This window comes from Corallococcus sp. M7, assembly GCF_054512695.1.
Genome location: NZ_CM137252.1, coordinates 6,591,249 through 6,605,382, shown reverse-complemented (window position 1 = coordinate 6,605,382; position 14,134 = coordinate 6,591,249). Strand labels below are relative to the sequence as shown.

The following is a 14,134-nucleotide window of genomic DNA, read 5'->3' as shown; positions in this document are numbered from 1 at the left end:
GTGGCCGACGCTGGCGAACGCCGGACAAATTCCCCGCGCCGTGGTTGTCGCGGGGAGGTGGGGTGCCTAGGTTGGCGCCCACGCGCACAGGGACGTGAGCGTCGGCCGGAGAGCGCATGCACGTGGGCAGTGAACAGACGGATCGCGGCGTCGCCGCGCTCGTCGGGCGCATGGCGGACGGCTTCAGTCGGTTGGTGACGCAGCACCTCCAGCTGGCGCGCGTGGAGCTGGCGGAGGACGCGAAGGCCATGGGCCTGGACGTGGCGAGCATCGCCGTGTTCGTGCCCTTCCTCCTGGTGGGTTACGCCTTCGTCTGCGGGGCGCTGGCGGCCGTGCTTGCTCCGTGGACGGGGTGGGCGGGGGCGCTGGCCATCGTGGGCGCGGTGAACCTGGTGGGCGGCGGCCTGGGCATCCTTCGCGCGGTGAAGCGGATGAAGTCGCGCCAGATGATGGATGACAGCGTGAGCGAGCTGTCGCGCAGCCTGGCGACGCTCACCACGGCGCAGCCGCGGGTGGCCGCGGCGCCCGGGGTGAACACGCTGAAGGACACGACGGGAAGGGCTTTCAAGGAGCCGCGGGATGGCCGCTAGCAATGGACACCTGCCGCGCACGAGCGCGGCGCTTCGCGAGGAAATCGAGCGCACCCGGGCCGACCTGGCCACGTCGGTGAGCGCGCTCAAGGTGGAGGTGGCGGAGGTCACCGACTGGCGCCAGTGGGTGCGCAAGCATCCCTACGCCTGCGTGGGGACCGCCTTCCTCGTCGGTTACCTGGTGGGCTCGCGGCGCTGAGGCTGCGCCAGCGGGCCTGGATGCAGAAGCTTCAAGACGCAATCGGAAAACGAACGCACAGCAGAGGGCTTCCATGGAAATCAATCCGCAGCAGATGGCAGACCGGGCGCGGCAAATTCAGGACCAGCTGCCGAACATGGACGAGGCGCGGCAGAACCTGGTGGACCTGAACCACCAGGTCGTCGGGTTCATCAAGGCCAACCCGGGCACCTGCCTGCTGGGCGCCATCGCGGTGGGCTTCATCGTGGGCCGCATCGCGTCCCGCTAACCGGTTGCCTGAAAGGGAGCACGGACATGACGAACTACTCGGGCACGACGGGCAACGGCACGGCGCACGGCGAGGACGCGGGCTTCGGCCAGCGCGTGGATCAGCTGGGCTCCGACGCGCAGCAATTCATCGGCAACGCGCGCAGCGCGGTGGCGGACCTGGGACAGGCGCTGGACCTGAAGGGGCGCGTGGAGCGCAACCCCTATGGCACGTTGGCCATCGCCGTGGGCGTGGGCTACGTGCTGGGCGGCGGCCTCTTCACGCCGCTGACCGGGCGCATCCTCAAGCTGGGCGTGCGGCTGGCCGCGCTGCCCTTCGTGAAGGATGAGCTCTTGGGCATGGCGGAGTCCGCCTTCCAGGGCTATCAGACGGGCCGGGGCACGCCGCCCTCGGGCAGCGTCTAGGATTCATTCGAAGCATCCCACGTCTTTCCCCGAAGTCATTTCCCCGGAGTCGGACATGCTGAGCCTGAAGGACTTGAAGAAGCTGGACCGCGACGACGTGCTGGACCTCATCGGCCTGGAGACGCGCCGCACGACGGCGGAGACGGCGCTGCCGGCGCTGGGCATCTTCGCGGCGGGCGTGCTGGTGGGCGTGGGCGTCGGCCTGCTGCTCGCGGACAAGCCGGGTCAGCAGCTGCGGGGTGACCTGCGCCAGCGCATCCAGGGCGGCCAGGACAAGCTCGCCACGGCCATCAACAACGCGCGCGGTACGGAGACCCAGCAGGGCGCTGGCTCCACGGTGCCGCCGGGCCAGCGGACGACCTGATTCCAGGGAGTCGCATGACTTGCACACAGGCCTCTTCCCGCTGAACGCGGGGAGGGGCCTTCGTGTTTCCGGCTAGGATGCGAGGCGATGGGTACGAAGCCGCCCGGGGCGAAACCGCCACCGAGACATGACACGCCCGTGGATGAAATGCCGGCGCTCCCCGCGCGAAACACAGACACGCCGTGGGCCTCCGGGCCCGACGGTGCGCTGGGACAATTGCGCGCGCTGGAGACGCTGGAGTCCGCGTACGAAGCCTGGGAGGAGCTGAAGCGCGGGCACGCGGCCTCCCTCATCCAGTTCCGCGAGGAGCAGGCCCGGCTCACGCAGCAGGGTTCATTCCTGCTGGGCGCGGTGCGTGCCGCGGGCATGGACGCGGGTTCATCGACTCCGGGACTTCAGCCACAGGGCGCCGCCAGCGACTTCCTGCGCGACGCGGAAGCCAGGCTCGCCAAGGCGCGCGATGCCGTCTCCCAGCGCGAAGCGGAGAGCGAAGCCCGCTACCAGGCCGCGTTCACGGAGGTCCGCGCCACGCTGCTGGACCGCGTCCAGCGCTACCTCCAGCGCAGCCGGCCGCACCTCACGCTGCTCCTGCGCCGCGTGGGGGCGGAGCGCTCCATCCTCCACGTCGCGCGCGTGCAGCCGGATGAAGCCGTCCTGCTCTGCTACCTGCTCACGCAGCGGATGCCGTCCCGCTACGGCTTCCTCTTCGACGACTCCACCGAGGACCTGTCGCTTCCTCCCGCGCCGCTCTACGCGGAGGAGTCCGTCGCCTCCGACGCCGTGCGCCCGGACGCGCCGGGCCTGCTGCGCGTCCTCGACGCGAGCACGGACGTCGTGCCGCTCAAGGGCTTCATCCCCCTGCGCGTGCCCAGGCCCGGGGGAGGGGAGGACTTCTTCCGCCTGCTCCAGCGTGGCGCCGTGATGGAGGTGGAGATCGCGGACGGTCCGGACTTCCGCAGCATCCTCACCCGCGAAGAGTCGGAACGCTTCGCGGGCCACCTCCTGCGCCTCAAGCTGGAGGAGCGCATCGGCCTGGACATCGAGGCCGGGTAGGGCGCGGTCAGTTCGTCCGCATGATGCCCACTTCCGCGGTGCCCGCGAGGACGACGCTGCCCAGGAAGAGGTTGTCGGACTCCGGGCCGCCCATGCGCACGGCCTGGAAGATGACCATGTAGGTCTGCTTCGGGTTCGGGAACGCGGTGGCGGGGATCGTCACGCGCGCCTCCCGGAACAGCGCCGGGGTCGCCGCCAGCTGGAGGAACTCCACCGGCGACGTGGGCACGTTCGAGTAGGTGGCCTGGCCCTTCTCCCCGTTCGAACCCAGCGGCACCACCGTCACGAAGCCCAGCGTGCGGTCCTGGTTCGCCGGAGGCGCCGGCCGGTCGAACGCGAACGCCGTGTTGGCGTTGATGCGCACGAAGCCCTCCGCCGGGTGGAAGGCCGGGATGGCCTCCTTCGTCGGCGCGTCCTCCACCCGCGCCTCGTACTTCGTGCCGCTCTGCTCCGCGAAGAACGAGTAGGTGGCGCCGGACGCGTACTTCAGGTCGTCCGTGGAGTCGCTCGTCACGCCGTAGCTGCCGCCGCCCTGGCCGTTGAGCGGGACGCCCGCCGAGCTCCCGGCGTTCAGCGTCACGGTGGCCCCGCTCAGCCCCTGCGGCTGCGAGTTCTCCCCCGACTTCGTCCCGAAGAACACGAACGCCGCCGTCTGCCCGGGGAAGCTCACCACGTCCCCGCCGTCCGGTCCGCCGAAGGTCCCCGCGTCGTAACCCGCCATGGCGGACGCGGACACGTCCACCTGCGGCGTCGCGAGCAGGGTGCCCACGATGACGTGGTCCGCCTTGAGCTGGTTGGTCGTCTTCTCCAGGTCACAGGCGAGCGGCGACAGCAGGGACACGGTGGCCAGGGCGGACAGCAACAGGCGTTTCATGGGCACTCTCTTGAACGGGGCACGGGTGACGGCGGCCAACCATACCGCGCGTGTTCCCCATGAGCGCGAGGCCCCATCGGAGTATCCTGCACGCCGCTCGTGCAACGCCTCCGCATCCACTCCTCCGGCCGCCGCTTCCTCCACCGGCTCGGCTTCTCGCTCGCCATGGCGGCCCTGTTCGGCTGCCTGCTCGGCCTGCTCGTCTCCCAGCGCGTCACGGGCCCCGTACGCCCGGAGGACACGCCCGCGCCCTGGCTGTCGCCCTCCGGCTTCATCGACGGGCTCTCGAGTTGGCTCGACGGCGGCGAGCGCGTCTTCTACGACTGGCGCATCCGCCAGCTGGGAGAGGTGTCCGAGCGCTCCGATCGCGTGGTGCTCGTCTCCATCGACGACGACACGCTCGCCGAAGCCCAGCAGGGCCCCCGCGCGGACATCGCCGCGTACCCGTGGCCGCGCCAGGTCATGGGCGGCATGGTGCACCGCCTGGTGGAGGAGGGCGCCTCCGTGGTGATGCTGGACTTCGCCTACCCGGAGCTCAGCCCCCGCGCCTGCGTCACCCCCACGCGCTCGGGCCGGGGCGCCCTGTCCCAGGACGACGACGCGCTCCGCGCCCTGCTGGACCAGGACCCCGGCCACTCCGTGCTCGCCTTCCGCTGGGGCGCCGAGGGCACCCGCACGCTGCCTCCCACCGGCCGCCTGTGGCCCTACAGGGTTCGCCTGGGCAGCTACCCCAGCGTCACCGAGGCCCGCACCCGCGCCCAGTCCGTGCTTGCCCTCCAGCGCCCCGCGTTCCTCATCCCCGCCGGCAAGGCCCTGGAGGTCTGGGCCGGCGTCGCGGACGAGGGCGAGGGCCGAAGCCTGGGCGAGCAACTGGGCGCCGCCACCGCGGCCATCCAGGAGCGCCGCGCCGCGGACGACGCCTTCCGCGTGGCCCCGTCGGACCTGTTCCTCGCCCTGGCCTCCGTGCAGGTGCAGGGGCTGGATCCGGAGAAGCTCCTGGAGGTGCGCCAGCTCCAGCACCCGGTGACGCCGCTGCTCAGCCAGGCCAGCGGCTACGGCGCCACCACGCTGCCCGCGGACGCGGACGGCGTGGTGCGCGGCGTGCCCCACCTGGTCGCGTACAGCCCGCGCGGGGGCGAGCGCTACGTGTTGCCCTCGCTGCCCCTGGCCGCCGCCATGCGGCTCGCGGGCACGCAGAAGCTGCGGTACGCGGACGGGCGCCTCTACATCGGGGACAAGTACTCCGTGCCCATGGACGCGGCCGGCTACAGCCTGCTGCGCTGGGAAGCCCCGGCCGCCACCCGCGGCGCGCGCGGCCCGCTGGCCCGCTCCATCCGCGCGTGGAACGTGCTGCTCAACCTCTTCGACTCGCAGGAGGCGCGGCCTGTCCGCTTCGACCACGACCTGGAAGGCCGCGCCGTCATCCTCACCAACACCAGCAGCTACGCGCCCGAGCGCCGGGTGACGCCCATCGGGCCGGGCATCGCCAACGGCGCCGTGCTGGGCCAGGCGCTCGCCAACATCCTCGCGTCGAACGGCATCACCCGCGCGCCGCCGAAGGTGGACATGCTCGCCACCATGGGGCTCGCGTTCATTGGCGCGTTCCTGGCGCTGTCGTTCAGCTGGCTGTTGCGCTCCGTGGGCGGCGCCTTCCTCTTCGTCTGCGTGGCGGTGGCGGCCGGGGCGGGCTACGTGGGCGCGGCGGGCTACGTCTTCGTCCATGACCAGGTGTGGATCGCCGTCGCGGGGCCGCTGTGGTCCGGCGGGCTCGCGTTCCTGGTGACGACCCTCTACGCCTTCCGCACCGAACAGGACGTGCGCGAGTTCGTGCACAGCGCGCTGGGCCGCTACGTGAGCCCGGACGTGGCGCGGCTGGTGGCGCGCGACGTGAGCCTGATGAAGCCGGAGCGCCGGCAGATGACCGTGTACCTCTGCGACATCGAGGGCTTCACGCGCCTGTCCGAAGCGCTGCCGCCGGAGCAGCTGGTGCCGCTGCTCAACACCTTCCTCACGGAGATGACCGCGGTGGTGCGCGCCACGGCGGGGCAGGTGGACAAGTACATCGGCGACTCGGTGATGGCCTTCTGGGGCGCGCCCGTGCGCACGGACCGCCACGCGCACCTGGCCTGCGAGGCGGCGTTGAAGCTCCACGCGGCGCTCGCGCAGAAGCAGCCCCTCTGGGAGAAGCAGTTCGGCCACCGGCTGTCGGTGCGCGCCGGCATCGACACGGGCGACCTGCTGGTGGGCGACATGGGCAGCGAGCTCAAGTCCCACTACACCGTCATGGGCGACGCGGTGAGCATGGCCGGACGGCTGGAGGCGGCCAACAAGCAGTACGGCACCCAGGTGCTGGTGGGGCAGACCACCGCGCAGCTCGCCAGCGATGCCTACGTCTTCCGCGAGGTGGACCGGGTGCTCCTGCGAGACCGTCCCCAGCCCGTGCGCGTGCACGAGCTCCTGGGCCGCCGGGGCGAGTTCTCCCCGGAGAAGCAGGCGGGCATCGCCCTCTACGAGAAGGCCCTCACGGCCTACTACGGGCGCGACTTCATCGTGGCCCAGGAGCTGTTCCGCCGCTGCGGCGTGGAGCACGGCGACCCGGTGGCCCGCGTCTACGTGGAGCGCTGCCAGCGCCTCATCCAGACGCCGCCGCCCGCGGACTGGGACGGCGTCATCCGCTGGGGCCGGCGCAGCACGGACTCGCGCTAGACAGCCCCGTCAGGGCCGCGTGTCGACGTTCAGGGGCACGCCGAAGCGCGTGGTGAAGAACTGGAGGAGGTGCGCGTGCTCGAAGGCGATCTCCTCCGGGCGCTCCGTGAGGTGCGCGTGCTCGGGGATGATCATCAGCGACGCGTCCTGGCCCCGGGCCCGGAGCTTGCGCACGAAGGCGTCCGCGTCCGACAGCGACACCTTGGGATCCCTCGCGCCCAGCATCAAGGCGATGGGGGCCTCCACGCGGTCCACCCAGGTGATGGGCGAGATGGCGCGAAGCAGCGCTGCGTCCCGCTCCGGATCGCCGTACTCCGCGGCCCGGGCGCCGCGCAGCTCCGGCGTCGTCTGGGAGAGGAAGGAGGCCAGGTCCGTCTTGGCGGCCAGGGCGAAGCCCGCGTCGTAGCTGCCCGCGAAGCGCGTCATGCCCACCAGCGTCTGGTTGCCTCCATAGCTCCACCCGAGGATGCCCACCTTGGGGACCACGCCCTCCCGCGTGAAGCGCTGGCGCAGGCAGCGGCTGGCGGCCTCCAGGTCCGTCGCGGCCGCCACGCGCAGGGGCCCGTTGTCCGCGCGGGCCCAGTCCTCGGAGCATCGGGTGCCTCGCACCGCGGGCTCCGCGTAGATGAAGCCCGCGCGGAGGAAGAACTCCGGGCGCCAGTGGTAGCCCGGCCGGGGACAGCCCGTCGTGTAGAAGGCCAGCACGGGGCACGTGCGCTCCGTGCACGCGGGCGGCACCCGCACCTGGATCCGGAAGCGCACGTCGCCGTTGTCACACGCCAGGTCCTCCACGGGCGCGGCGCTCCAGCGCAGGCGCTGCCCGGAGTCCGCGAGGATGGCCGCCAGCGTGGCCTTCAGCGCCGCAGCCGGTTCGACGCGGGGATGGCGCGCCAGCAGCTCCTCGCGGGAGTCCCCGTCCTTGACGAGCGCCGCGCCCACGACGCGGGGACTGTCCGCGTCCGCATGCGCGCCGAGCACCTTCGGAGGGATGGGAGCCACGGGCCGCGAACACGCCCCCAGCACCAGCAGGCCCACGAGGCCCGGCAGCAGCAGGGGAGAAGGGGATGCTCGAAGCACGGCCCGCCTCCAGAACCTCAGTCGTCGCCGGAGTCCGGCTGGCCGAACAGCTCGCGCACCGGCTCATCGCCCTGGATGTGCTCGGCCACCACGCGGCGCATCTTCTCCGCCGTCATCCCGGAGTAGTAGACCTCTCCAGGCCACCCCATGAGCTGGTAGTCCTCGGGGGACAGCGGGTCGCGCTTGCGGCCCGTGTCCTCGCGCACCACCACGTTGGGCCCCATGTGGCAGAAGCCGTAGCAGCCGCCCCGGTACAGCTCGCAGCGGGACTGCAGGCCCTTCTCCGCCAGCGCCTCGCGCGCCGCCACGTGCACCGCGTCCGAGCCGCCCGCGCGGCAGCTGGAGCCCTTGCACACCGACATCCGGTAGCGCTTCACGGCGGGGCTCCCCGTGCCAGGCCGGCACCATGCGCATTGAAGAGGTGCAGCATCACCACATGCCCCCAGAAAAGGCTTCGGCCCGCTCTTCCCAGGACAGCGGGAAGGAAGCGGGCCGGGATGCGAGCGAAGGGCGGCGCACGGCCCGCCCCCCGCGGTGCGAAACACGGGACTACTTGATGAACTTCGTCACCTGGATGGGACCCTGCTGGGTCACCACCGCGTGTCCTGCGCCCGCCTTGGCGTGGCCGTGGCCCGCGCCCAGCTGCTTGGCGTGGCCGTGGTCCGCGTGTCCCTCGCCGATGCGCGTGTGCGCTTCCTTGTGGACGTGGTGCGGCTCCGAGGAGCTGTCGCGCTTGTTCCACGGGTCGGACGGGTGCGACACCGGCGGGCCCTTGAGCAGCTTCGGGATGTCGTAGACGAAGTTCTGCCGGTTGTACTCGGACGGCGTGTGCATGTACGTGTCCATGCGGATGGCGTCCTTGGGGCACGCCTCCACGCACAGGCCGCACACGATGCAGCGCAGCTCGTCGATGACGAACTGGGTGGGGTACTTCTCGATGACCGCCGACTCGGAGTCGGAGGACGCCGTCTCGTACTCGCCCGCCTCGATGTAGATGCACTGCGCCGGGCAGATGGTCGCGCACATGTAGCAGGCCACGCAGCGCGGCTTGCCGTCGTCACGCGGAACCAGCCGGTGCAGACCGCGGTAGCCCTCCGGGTAGATGGGCTTCTCTTCCGGGTACTCCACCGTGGTCATCAGGCTCGTGCCCGTGCGGTCCACCACCTGGGGGTTGGTGTCGCGCGTGCCGAACATGTTGCGGAAGAAGTGCTTGGTCGTGATGGCCAGACCGCGCAGCAGCTCCGGGATGTACATCCGCTCGCGGAGGTCCGTGCGCGGGTCCTGGGAAGCATTGAACGCCATGGTGTCTTGTCTCGCTTCCGGACCGCGCTAGTGCGCGCCCGCCGGGGAGTGGGAGTGGGGGTCCGCGTGCGCCGGCAGACCATGCGCATCGTGTCCGTGGCCGTGCGCGTCGTGCCCATGGCCGTGCGCCGTGTCGTGCGCGCCCGCCGCCTTGGCCCCCGTGGTCATCGTCAGGGCGACAAAGAAGCCGATCTCCAGCAGGTCCACCACGCCCAGCGCGCGGAGGGACGGATCCCACAGCACCAGCGCGCCGCTGATGAACACGTTGGCCAGGCCCACGGGCAGGAGGATCTTCCAGCCCAGGTTCTGGATCTGATCGTAGCGGAAGCGCGGGAAGGTCCAGCGGATCACCAGCTGCACCCAGATGAGCAGGATGACCTTGATCCAGAACACCGTGCCCAGGAGCGTGCCGTACACCCAGCCGTGCTCCTGCATGAAGGGCTGCGCCGCCAGCCACTCGCCGCCGAAGGGCAGGTGATGCCCGCCGAAGAAGAGCGACGCCGTCACGCCGGCCAGCACCACGACCTCCACGAACTCGGAGATCATGAACATGCCGAACTTCATGCCGGAGTACTCCACGAAGTAGCCGATGATCTCGGACTCGCCTTCCGGAGCGTCGAAGGGGGCGCGCTTGGTCTCCGCGAAGGACGCCACGAAGAAGCCGATGAAGCCCAGCGGCTGGATGAAGACGCCCCACGCCGGCAGGCCCAGGTCGAAGCCGCCGTCCGTGCGCCAGAGGTACTTCGCCTGGCCGGTGCCGGACACGAGCGCGTTGCCCACGTCACCCACCAGCGCGGGCAGCTGCACGGAGGAGAACGCCAGGAACAGGCCGACGAGCGACAGGCCCAGCGCCACTTCGTAGGAGATCATCTGCGCGGAGGCGCGCACGCCGCCCAGCAGCGCGAACTTGTTGTTGGAGGACCAGCCGGCCAGCGACGTGCCGTAGACGGCGAGCGACGCGATGGCGAGCAGGTACAGCATGCCGAAGTCCGGCGTGGCGACGACCATGTCCACCGTCTTGCCGAACACGTTCACGGACGGGCCGGCGGGCACCACCGCGAACAGCGCGAACACCGGCGCGAAGGCGAGGATGGGGCCCAGGTTGAACAGGAAGCGGTTGGCGGTGCCGGGGACGAAGTCCTCCTTGGTCAGCATCTTCAGCACGTCGGTGATGATGTGCGGGATGCCGCCCAGGGAGCGGTTGCCCAGGCCGGGGATGGCCAGGCGCGCGCGGTTGGGGCCCACGCGGTCCTGCATGAACGCGGACCACTTGCGCTCCGCCAGCGTCAGCAGCGTCGCGGTGATCATCACGAAGACGAGCATCAGGAAGAGGATGTTCGTCAGGCGGCTGGCACCCTCGAAGAGGTACTCCTCCGCCAGGTAGCCCACCAGATACGCCGAGGCCACTCCGCCAGCGACGGCGAAGATGATGAAGGCCATGGCGAACAGCATGGTCAGGATACGGCTCATGGTCAGATGCCCCTCACGCGCGGCGCGCCGAACTCACGGTAGCCCGGCGGACGGCCGTCGGCACTCGACGGCAGCGGATTGATGCCCGGCTTCTCCCGGTCCGGCGGAGAGGCCTTGTCCCAGTTGAACTCGGCGAACTCGGACACCTGGCCCGAGAGCGCCCGCCACACGTCGCGCGCGGAAGCAGCGGCGGCCTCGCCGCCCAGCTCGCGCGTCAGCTCCGTGGCCCACTTCCAGTGCGGCACCGCGTCCCCCTTGGAGGGGTACGCCTTGCGGAAGCGCTGGGTGATGCCGTCCTGCTGGGTGAACGTGCCCTCGTCCTCGATGTGCGCCGAAGCGGGCAGCAGCACCGTGGCCTGCGCCGTCACCGGGGACTCGTTCTGCGCCTGGGCGACGAACACCTCCAACGACGCGAGCACCTCCGCGAACGCGGCCGCGTCCGTCGGGACCTCCGTGCCCACCGCGTAGAGCGCCTTCACCTGGCCGGCCTTGATGGCGGGGGTGAGCTCCTCGAAGCCCTTGAGCGACAGCCCCAGGCCCTTGGCGATGAGCGCCAGGCCCTGGCGGTTGGGGTTCTTGTCCGCCGTCATCAGGTAGTGGTCCGCCTTGCCCTGCGGGCGGCCACCGACGAACACGGACGTCACGCCCAGCACCGTCTTGGCGAACGTCAGGCCCGCGAGCAGGTCCTCGTTGGACGCGAGCGGGGAGGCCAGCACCGCGAGCTGCTTGGAGCCCGCGAGCGGCTTGAGCGCCTTGGCCGCGCCGAGGGCGGCGTCCTTGCGCGTGAGCACCGGCTGCACCGTGCCGGGGGCCTGCAGGCCGCGGCCCACGCGTGCGGACAGCACGCGGCCCACGTTCAGGTCCTTGTACGACAGGCGGCCCTGGTCGCACATCCAGCTCTTGTTGATGGCCTCGTTCTCACGCGGGCGGTAGCGGTAGGTGTCCTGGGACATCCAGTCCGCGGAGATGTTGCAGCCGCGCGAGCAGCCCGTGCAGACGGACGGCGTGGCGGACAGGAACCAGGAGCGCGCCTTGAAGCGGAAGTCGCGGGAGAGCAGCGCGCCCACCGGGCACACGTCCACGGTGTTCAGCGAGTAGTTGCTGTCCAGCTCGTTGCCCGGGAAGACGTCGATGCGCTCGTGGCTGCCACGGCCGAAGACGCCCAGCTGCGGCTCCTTCGGGATTTCATTCATGAAGCGGACGCAGCGCGTGCAGATGATGCAGCGCTCCTGGTCCAGCACGACGCGGGGCCCCAGCACCTTGCGCTTGTGCTTGAGGGCCTTGGTGCCCTCCAGGCGCGAGGGCCGGTAGTCGTACTTCATGTAGTAGTCCTGCAGCTTGCACTCACCGGCCTGGTCGCAGATGGAGCAGTCGACCGGGTGGTTCAGCAGCAGGAACTCCATCACCGCGCGCTGCTGCTCCTTGACCTTGGGGGTCGTGGTCTTGATGACCTGACCCTCGGCCATGGGCGTCTGGCAGGCGGGGACGAGCTTGGGCGCGTTGGACGCCTCAATCAGACAGATGCGGCAGTTGGCCGCGATGGAGAGGCGCGGGTGGTAGCAGTAGTAGGGGATCTCCGAGCCGACCGACTTGGCCGCCTCGATCATGTTGGTCCCCGGCTTCACCACGACTTCGCGCCCGTCGATGACCGCCGTCACGAAGCCCGGGTTCTTGGGCTGCGGCTTGGGCGGAGGGCCACCGGCCGGAGGCGCCGCCGGCTTGGGCGGAGGCGTCCCGGTGGGACCGCTGGCGGCCGCGGGCGGCGAGTCCAGCTTCGCGCCGGCGGGCGGGTTGGACGGCTCCGGGCCAATCTTGGCCGCGGGCGTGTCGGTGGGAGCGCCCTTGGGGGGCGTCTGCGCGTCACCGGTGGGCTTCTTCGTGTCGTTGTCGCTCACTGCTCGACCTCGCCGCCGATCATGTTGATGGTGTCAAAGGTGGGAACGAGGTCCGCGAGCATCTTGCCCTGGATGATGTGCGGCAGCGCCGACAACACCGGGAAGCCCGGGGCGCGCACGTGGACCTTGTACGGACGGCCGCGGCCGTCGCTCACCAGGTACCAGCCCAGCTCGCCGTTGGACGCTTCCGTCGCGTCGTAGACCTCGCCGGGGGGAACCTGGATGCCCTCCATCACCAGCTTGAAGTGCGCCATCACGCCTTCGATGGTGCCGTAGACCTCAGGCTTGGGCGGCAGCGCGATGCGCCAGTCGTCCACGATGATGGGGCCCGCGGGGATGGTGTCGAGGGCCTGGCGGATGATCTTGATGGACTGCCGCATCTCCTCCAGGCGCACGAGGTAGCGGTCGTAGTTGTCGCCGTGCTGGCCCACCACCACCTCGAAGTCGAAGCGGTCGTAGACCCAGTACGGCTGCACCTTGCGCAGGTCGTGATCCACGCCGCACGCGCGCAGGGCAGGGCCCGTCCACCCGAAGTCGATGGCGTCCTCGGCGGTGATGATGCCGGTGCCCTTGGTGCGGTCCACGAAGATGCGGTTGCGCGTGAGCAGCCCGTCCATCTCCACGAGCAGCTCTTCGGTGCGGTCCAGCGTCTTGCGAACCTTCTCCGACCAGCCTTCCGGCAGGTCGCGGTTCATGCCGCCCACGCGGCCGAAGCTGGTGGTGAGGCGCGCGCCGGTGAGCTCCGTGACGCGGTCCTGGATGAGCTCGCGGGCCTCCATGCCGTAGAGGAACGGCGCGAAGCCGCCCATCTCCAGGCCGGTGGCGCCCACGCACGTCAGGTGGTCGGTGAGCCGGTGCAGCTCGCTGCCGATGACGCGGATGTACTGGGCGCGCTCCGGGATCTCCAGGCCGATGAGCTTCTCCACGGCGTTGAGGAACCCGAAGTTGTTCATCATCGCGGACAGGTAGTTGAGCCGGTCCGTGTACGGCAGGCACTGCGTCCAGGTGACGTTCTCGCAGCTCTTCTGGAAGCCGCGATGGAGGAAGCCGATCTCCGGGTCGATCTTGACGATGGTCTCACCTTCGAGCTCCACCTTCAGCCGCACGGTGCCGTGCGTGGCCGGGTGGGAGGGGCCCATGTTGATGACCATGTTCTTCGTCTGGAAATGAGACTCCAGCTCCGACTCCTCGTGGGCGAACCCATCGGTGTCGGGGTTGTGCGGCTTCTGCGAGTCGGTGTTGTGGCTGTCGGCCATGGTGAGGTCTCGATCAGGCGATGCCGCTGGTGCCGGGGCCGCGGAAGATGTCCTTGATGGGGCGCTCGGGGATCAACGGCTGGCGGTCGCGCAGCGCGTAGTCCTTGCGCAGGGGGTGACCCTGGAACTCCTCGTACAGGAGGATGCGGCGCAGGTCCGGGTGGTCGGTGAAGCGGATGCCGTAGAAGTCGAACACCAGCCGCTCCCACCAGTTGGCGCCGCGGTACAGCGGCGTGAGGGAGGGCAGCTCCGGGCGGGTCTCGGTCACGCGCACCTTCAGGCGCACGTGCTCCTTCCGCTTGAGCGAATAGAGGAAGTAGACGACCTCGAAGCGCGGATCACTCTCCGCCAGGTGCAGGCGATCCACGGCGTCCGCGGAGCCGAACAGCTTGAAGTCCAGCTCGGGGTCCATCTTCAGGAAGGTGGCGACCTTCGGCAGCCACTCGGCATGAATGACGGCCCAGGCTCCACCAGCGCGGTCGACATAGCGCTCCGCGACCGCCTCGGGGAACTGGGCGGCGACCCGGTCCAACGCGAAAATGCTCAAGGGGGGCCTCGATCTACGACAGAGGAAACCGCGGCTTTATAAGGACCGTTCGCGTGAGGCGTCAACGTAAACCCTCAACCGTGTAGGCCACTTAGGCGGTCCAGTAGCCCGGCGTCGCGATCCACCCCC

The 14,134-nt window shown here is 70.2% G+C and carries 15 protein-coding genes; 7 read left to right on the top strand and 8 right to left on the bottom strand.

What is annotated here, in order from left to right; translation table 11 throughout:
* The first annotated feature begins 116 nt into the window (after positions 1–116).
* From ACX114_RS26525 to ACX114_RS26500, 6 genes are all read left to right on the top strand, one after another.
* Entirely contained in the window at positions 117–590 is a 474-nt protein-coding gene (locus ACX114_RS26525; protein WP_459288978.1) for a phage holin family protein, read from the top strand.
* Complete coding sequence (locus tag ACX114_RS26520) at positions 580–789, top strand: DUF3618 domain-containing protein (protein ID WP_014398114.1); 210 nt, start codon at positions 580–582, stop codon at positions 787–789. The genes ACX114_RS26525 and ACX114_RS26520 overlap by 11 nt, the downstream gene beginning before the upstream one ends.
* 73 nt (positions 790–862) lie before the next feature.
* On the top strand, positions 863–1,057 hold the full coding sequence (locus tag ACX114_RS26515; RefSeq protein WP_459288976.1) for a hypothetical protein: 195 nt from the start codon (positions 863–865) through the stop codon (positions 1,055–1,057).
* A gap of 26 nt (positions 1,058–1,083) precedes the next feature.
* Positions 1,084–1,461 (top strand): hypothetical protein, encoded by a 378-nt coding sequence (locus ACX114_RS26510; RefSeq protein ID WP_459288974.1) that lies wholly within the window; start codon positions 1,084–1,086, stop codon positions 1,459–1,461.
* 55 nt (positions 1,462–1,516) lie between these two features.
* Positions 1,517–1,825, top strand: coding sequence for a YtxH domain-containing protein (locus ACX114_RS26505; RefSeq protein ID WP_171808288.1), 309 nt, complete (start codon positions 1,517–1,519; stop codon positions 1,823–1,825).
* A gap of 147 nt (positions 1,826–1,972) precedes the next feature.
* A complete protein-coding gene (locus tag ACX114_RS26500; protein ID WP_459288971.1) occupies positions 1,973–2,878 on the top strand; it encodes a hypothetical protein in 906 nt (301 codons plus the stop codon).
* Between the two features lie 7 nt (positions 2,879–2,885).
* On the opposite strand, the gene ACX114_RS26495 is transcribed toward ACX114_RS26500, so the two are convergent.
* Positions 2,886–3,752 (bottom strand): hypothetical protein, encoded by an 867-nt coding sequence (locus tag ACX114_RS26495; RefSeq protein WP_459288969.1) that lies wholly within the window; start codon positions 3,750–3,752, stop codon positions 2,886–2,888.
* A gap of 99 nt (positions 3,753–3,851) precedes the next feature.
* Between ACX114_RS26495 and ACX114_RS26490 the strand changes: the two genes are divergently transcribed.
* Positions 3,852–6,458, top strand: a complete 2,607-nt coding sequence (locus ACX114_RS26490; protein WP_459288967.1) for a CHASE2 domain-containing protein — start codon at positions 3,852–3,854, stop codon at positions 6,456–6,458.
* A 9-nt stretch (positions 6,459–6,467) separates the two neighbouring features.
* On the opposite strand, the gene ACX114_RS26485 is transcribed toward ACX114_RS26490, so the two are convergent.
* From ACX114_RS26485 to ACX114_RS26455, 7 genes are all read right to left on the bottom strand, one after another.
* Complete coding sequence (locus ACX114_RS26485; protein ID WP_459288965.1) at positions 6,468–7,535, bottom strand: alpha/beta hydrolase family protein; 1,068 nt, start codon at positions 7,533–7,535, stop codon at positions 6,468–6,470.
* Positions 7,536–7,552: 17 nt separating this feature from the next.
* Positions 7,553–7,912: a (2Fe-2S) ferredoxin domain-containing protein gene (locus ACX114_RS26480; RefSeq protein WP_459288964.1), complete on the bottom strand. Its 360-nt coding sequence runs from the start codon at positions 7,910–7,912 to the stop codon at positions 7,553–7,555.
* Positions 7,913–8,084: 172 nt separating this feature from the next.
* A complete protein-coding gene (locus ACX114_RS26475) occupies positions 8,085–8,837 on the bottom strand; it encodes a NuoI/complex I 23 kDa subunit family protein (protein WP_459288962.1) in 753 nt (250 codons plus the stop codon).
* A 27-nt stretch (positions 8,838–8,864) separates the two neighbouring features.
* Positions 8,865–10,307 carry a complex I subunit 1/NuoH family protein gene (locus ACX114_RS26470; protein WP_459288960.1) on the bottom strand — a complete coding sequence of 481 codons (1,443 nt, stop codon included), beginning with the start codon at positions 10,305–10,307 and terminating at the stop codon, positions 8,865–8,867.
* A 2-nt stretch (positions 10,308–10,309) separates the two neighbouring features.
* Positions 10,310–12,202, bottom strand: coding sequence for an NADH-quinone oxidoreductase subunit G (locus ACX114_RS26465; protein WP_459288958.1), 1,893 nt, complete (start codon positions 12,200–12,202; stop codon positions 10,310–10,312).
* A complete protein-coding gene (gene nuoD / locus ACX114_RS26460; RefSeq protein ID WP_459288956.1) occupies positions 12,199–13,458 on the bottom strand; it encodes an NADH dehydrogenase (quinone) subunit D in 1,260 nt (419 codons plus the stop codon). Before nuoD ends, ACX114_RS26465 begins: the two co-directional genes overlap by 4 nt.
* Positions 13,459–13,471: 13 nt before the next feature.
* Positions 13,472–13,990: an NADH-quinone oxidoreductase subunit C gene (locus tag ACX114_RS26455; protein ID WP_120549976.1), complete on the bottom strand. Its 519-nt coding sequence runs from the start codon at positions 13,988–13,990 to the stop codon at positions 13,472–13,474.
* Positions 13,991–14,134 lie beyond the last annotated feature (144 nt).

Excerpts from the sequence above, each read along its gene's own strand:
- ACX114_RS26500 (WP_459288971.1), top strand. The coding sequence starts at position 1,973 with ATGCCGGCGCTCCCCGCGCGAAACACAGACACGCCGTGGGCCTCCGGG.
- ACX114_RS26520 (WP_014398114.1), top strand. The coding sequence starts at position 580 with ATGGCCGCTAGCAATGGACACCTGCCGCGCACGAGCGCGGCGCTTCGC.
- ACX114_RS26525 (WP_459288978.1), top strand. The coding sequence starts at position 117 with ATGCACGTGGGCAGTGAACAGACGGATCGCGGCGTCGCCGCGCTCGTC.
- ACX114_RS26495 (WP_459288969.1), bottom strand. The coding sequence starts at position 3,752 with ATGAAACGCCTGTTGCTGTCCGCCCTGGCCACCGTGTCCCTGCTGTCG.
- ACX114_RS26515 (WP_459288976.1), top strand. The coding sequence starts at position 863 with ATGGAAATCAATCCGCAGCAGATGGCAGACCGGGCGCGGCAAATTCAG.
- ACX114_RS26470 (WP_459288960.1), bottom strand. The coding sequence starts at position 10,307 with ATGAGCCGTATCCTGACCATGCTGTTCGCCATGGCCTTCATCATCTTC.
- ACX114_RS26475 (WP_459288962.1), bottom strand. The coding sequence starts at position 8,837 with ATGGCGTTCAATGCTTCCCAGGACCCGCGCACGGACCTCCGCGAGCGG.
- ACX114_RS26510 (WP_459288974.1), top strand. The coding sequence starts at position 1,084 with ATGACGAACTACTCGGGCACGACGGGCAACGGCACGGCGCACGGCGAG.
- ACX114_RS26505 (WP_171808288.1), top strand. The coding sequence starts at position 1,517 with ATGCTGAGCCTGAAGGACTTGAAGAAGCTGGACCGCGACGACGTGCTG.
- nuoD (WP_459288956.1), bottom strand. The coding sequence starts at position 13,458 with ATGGCCGACAGCCACAACACCGACTCGCAGAAGCCGCACAACCCCGAC.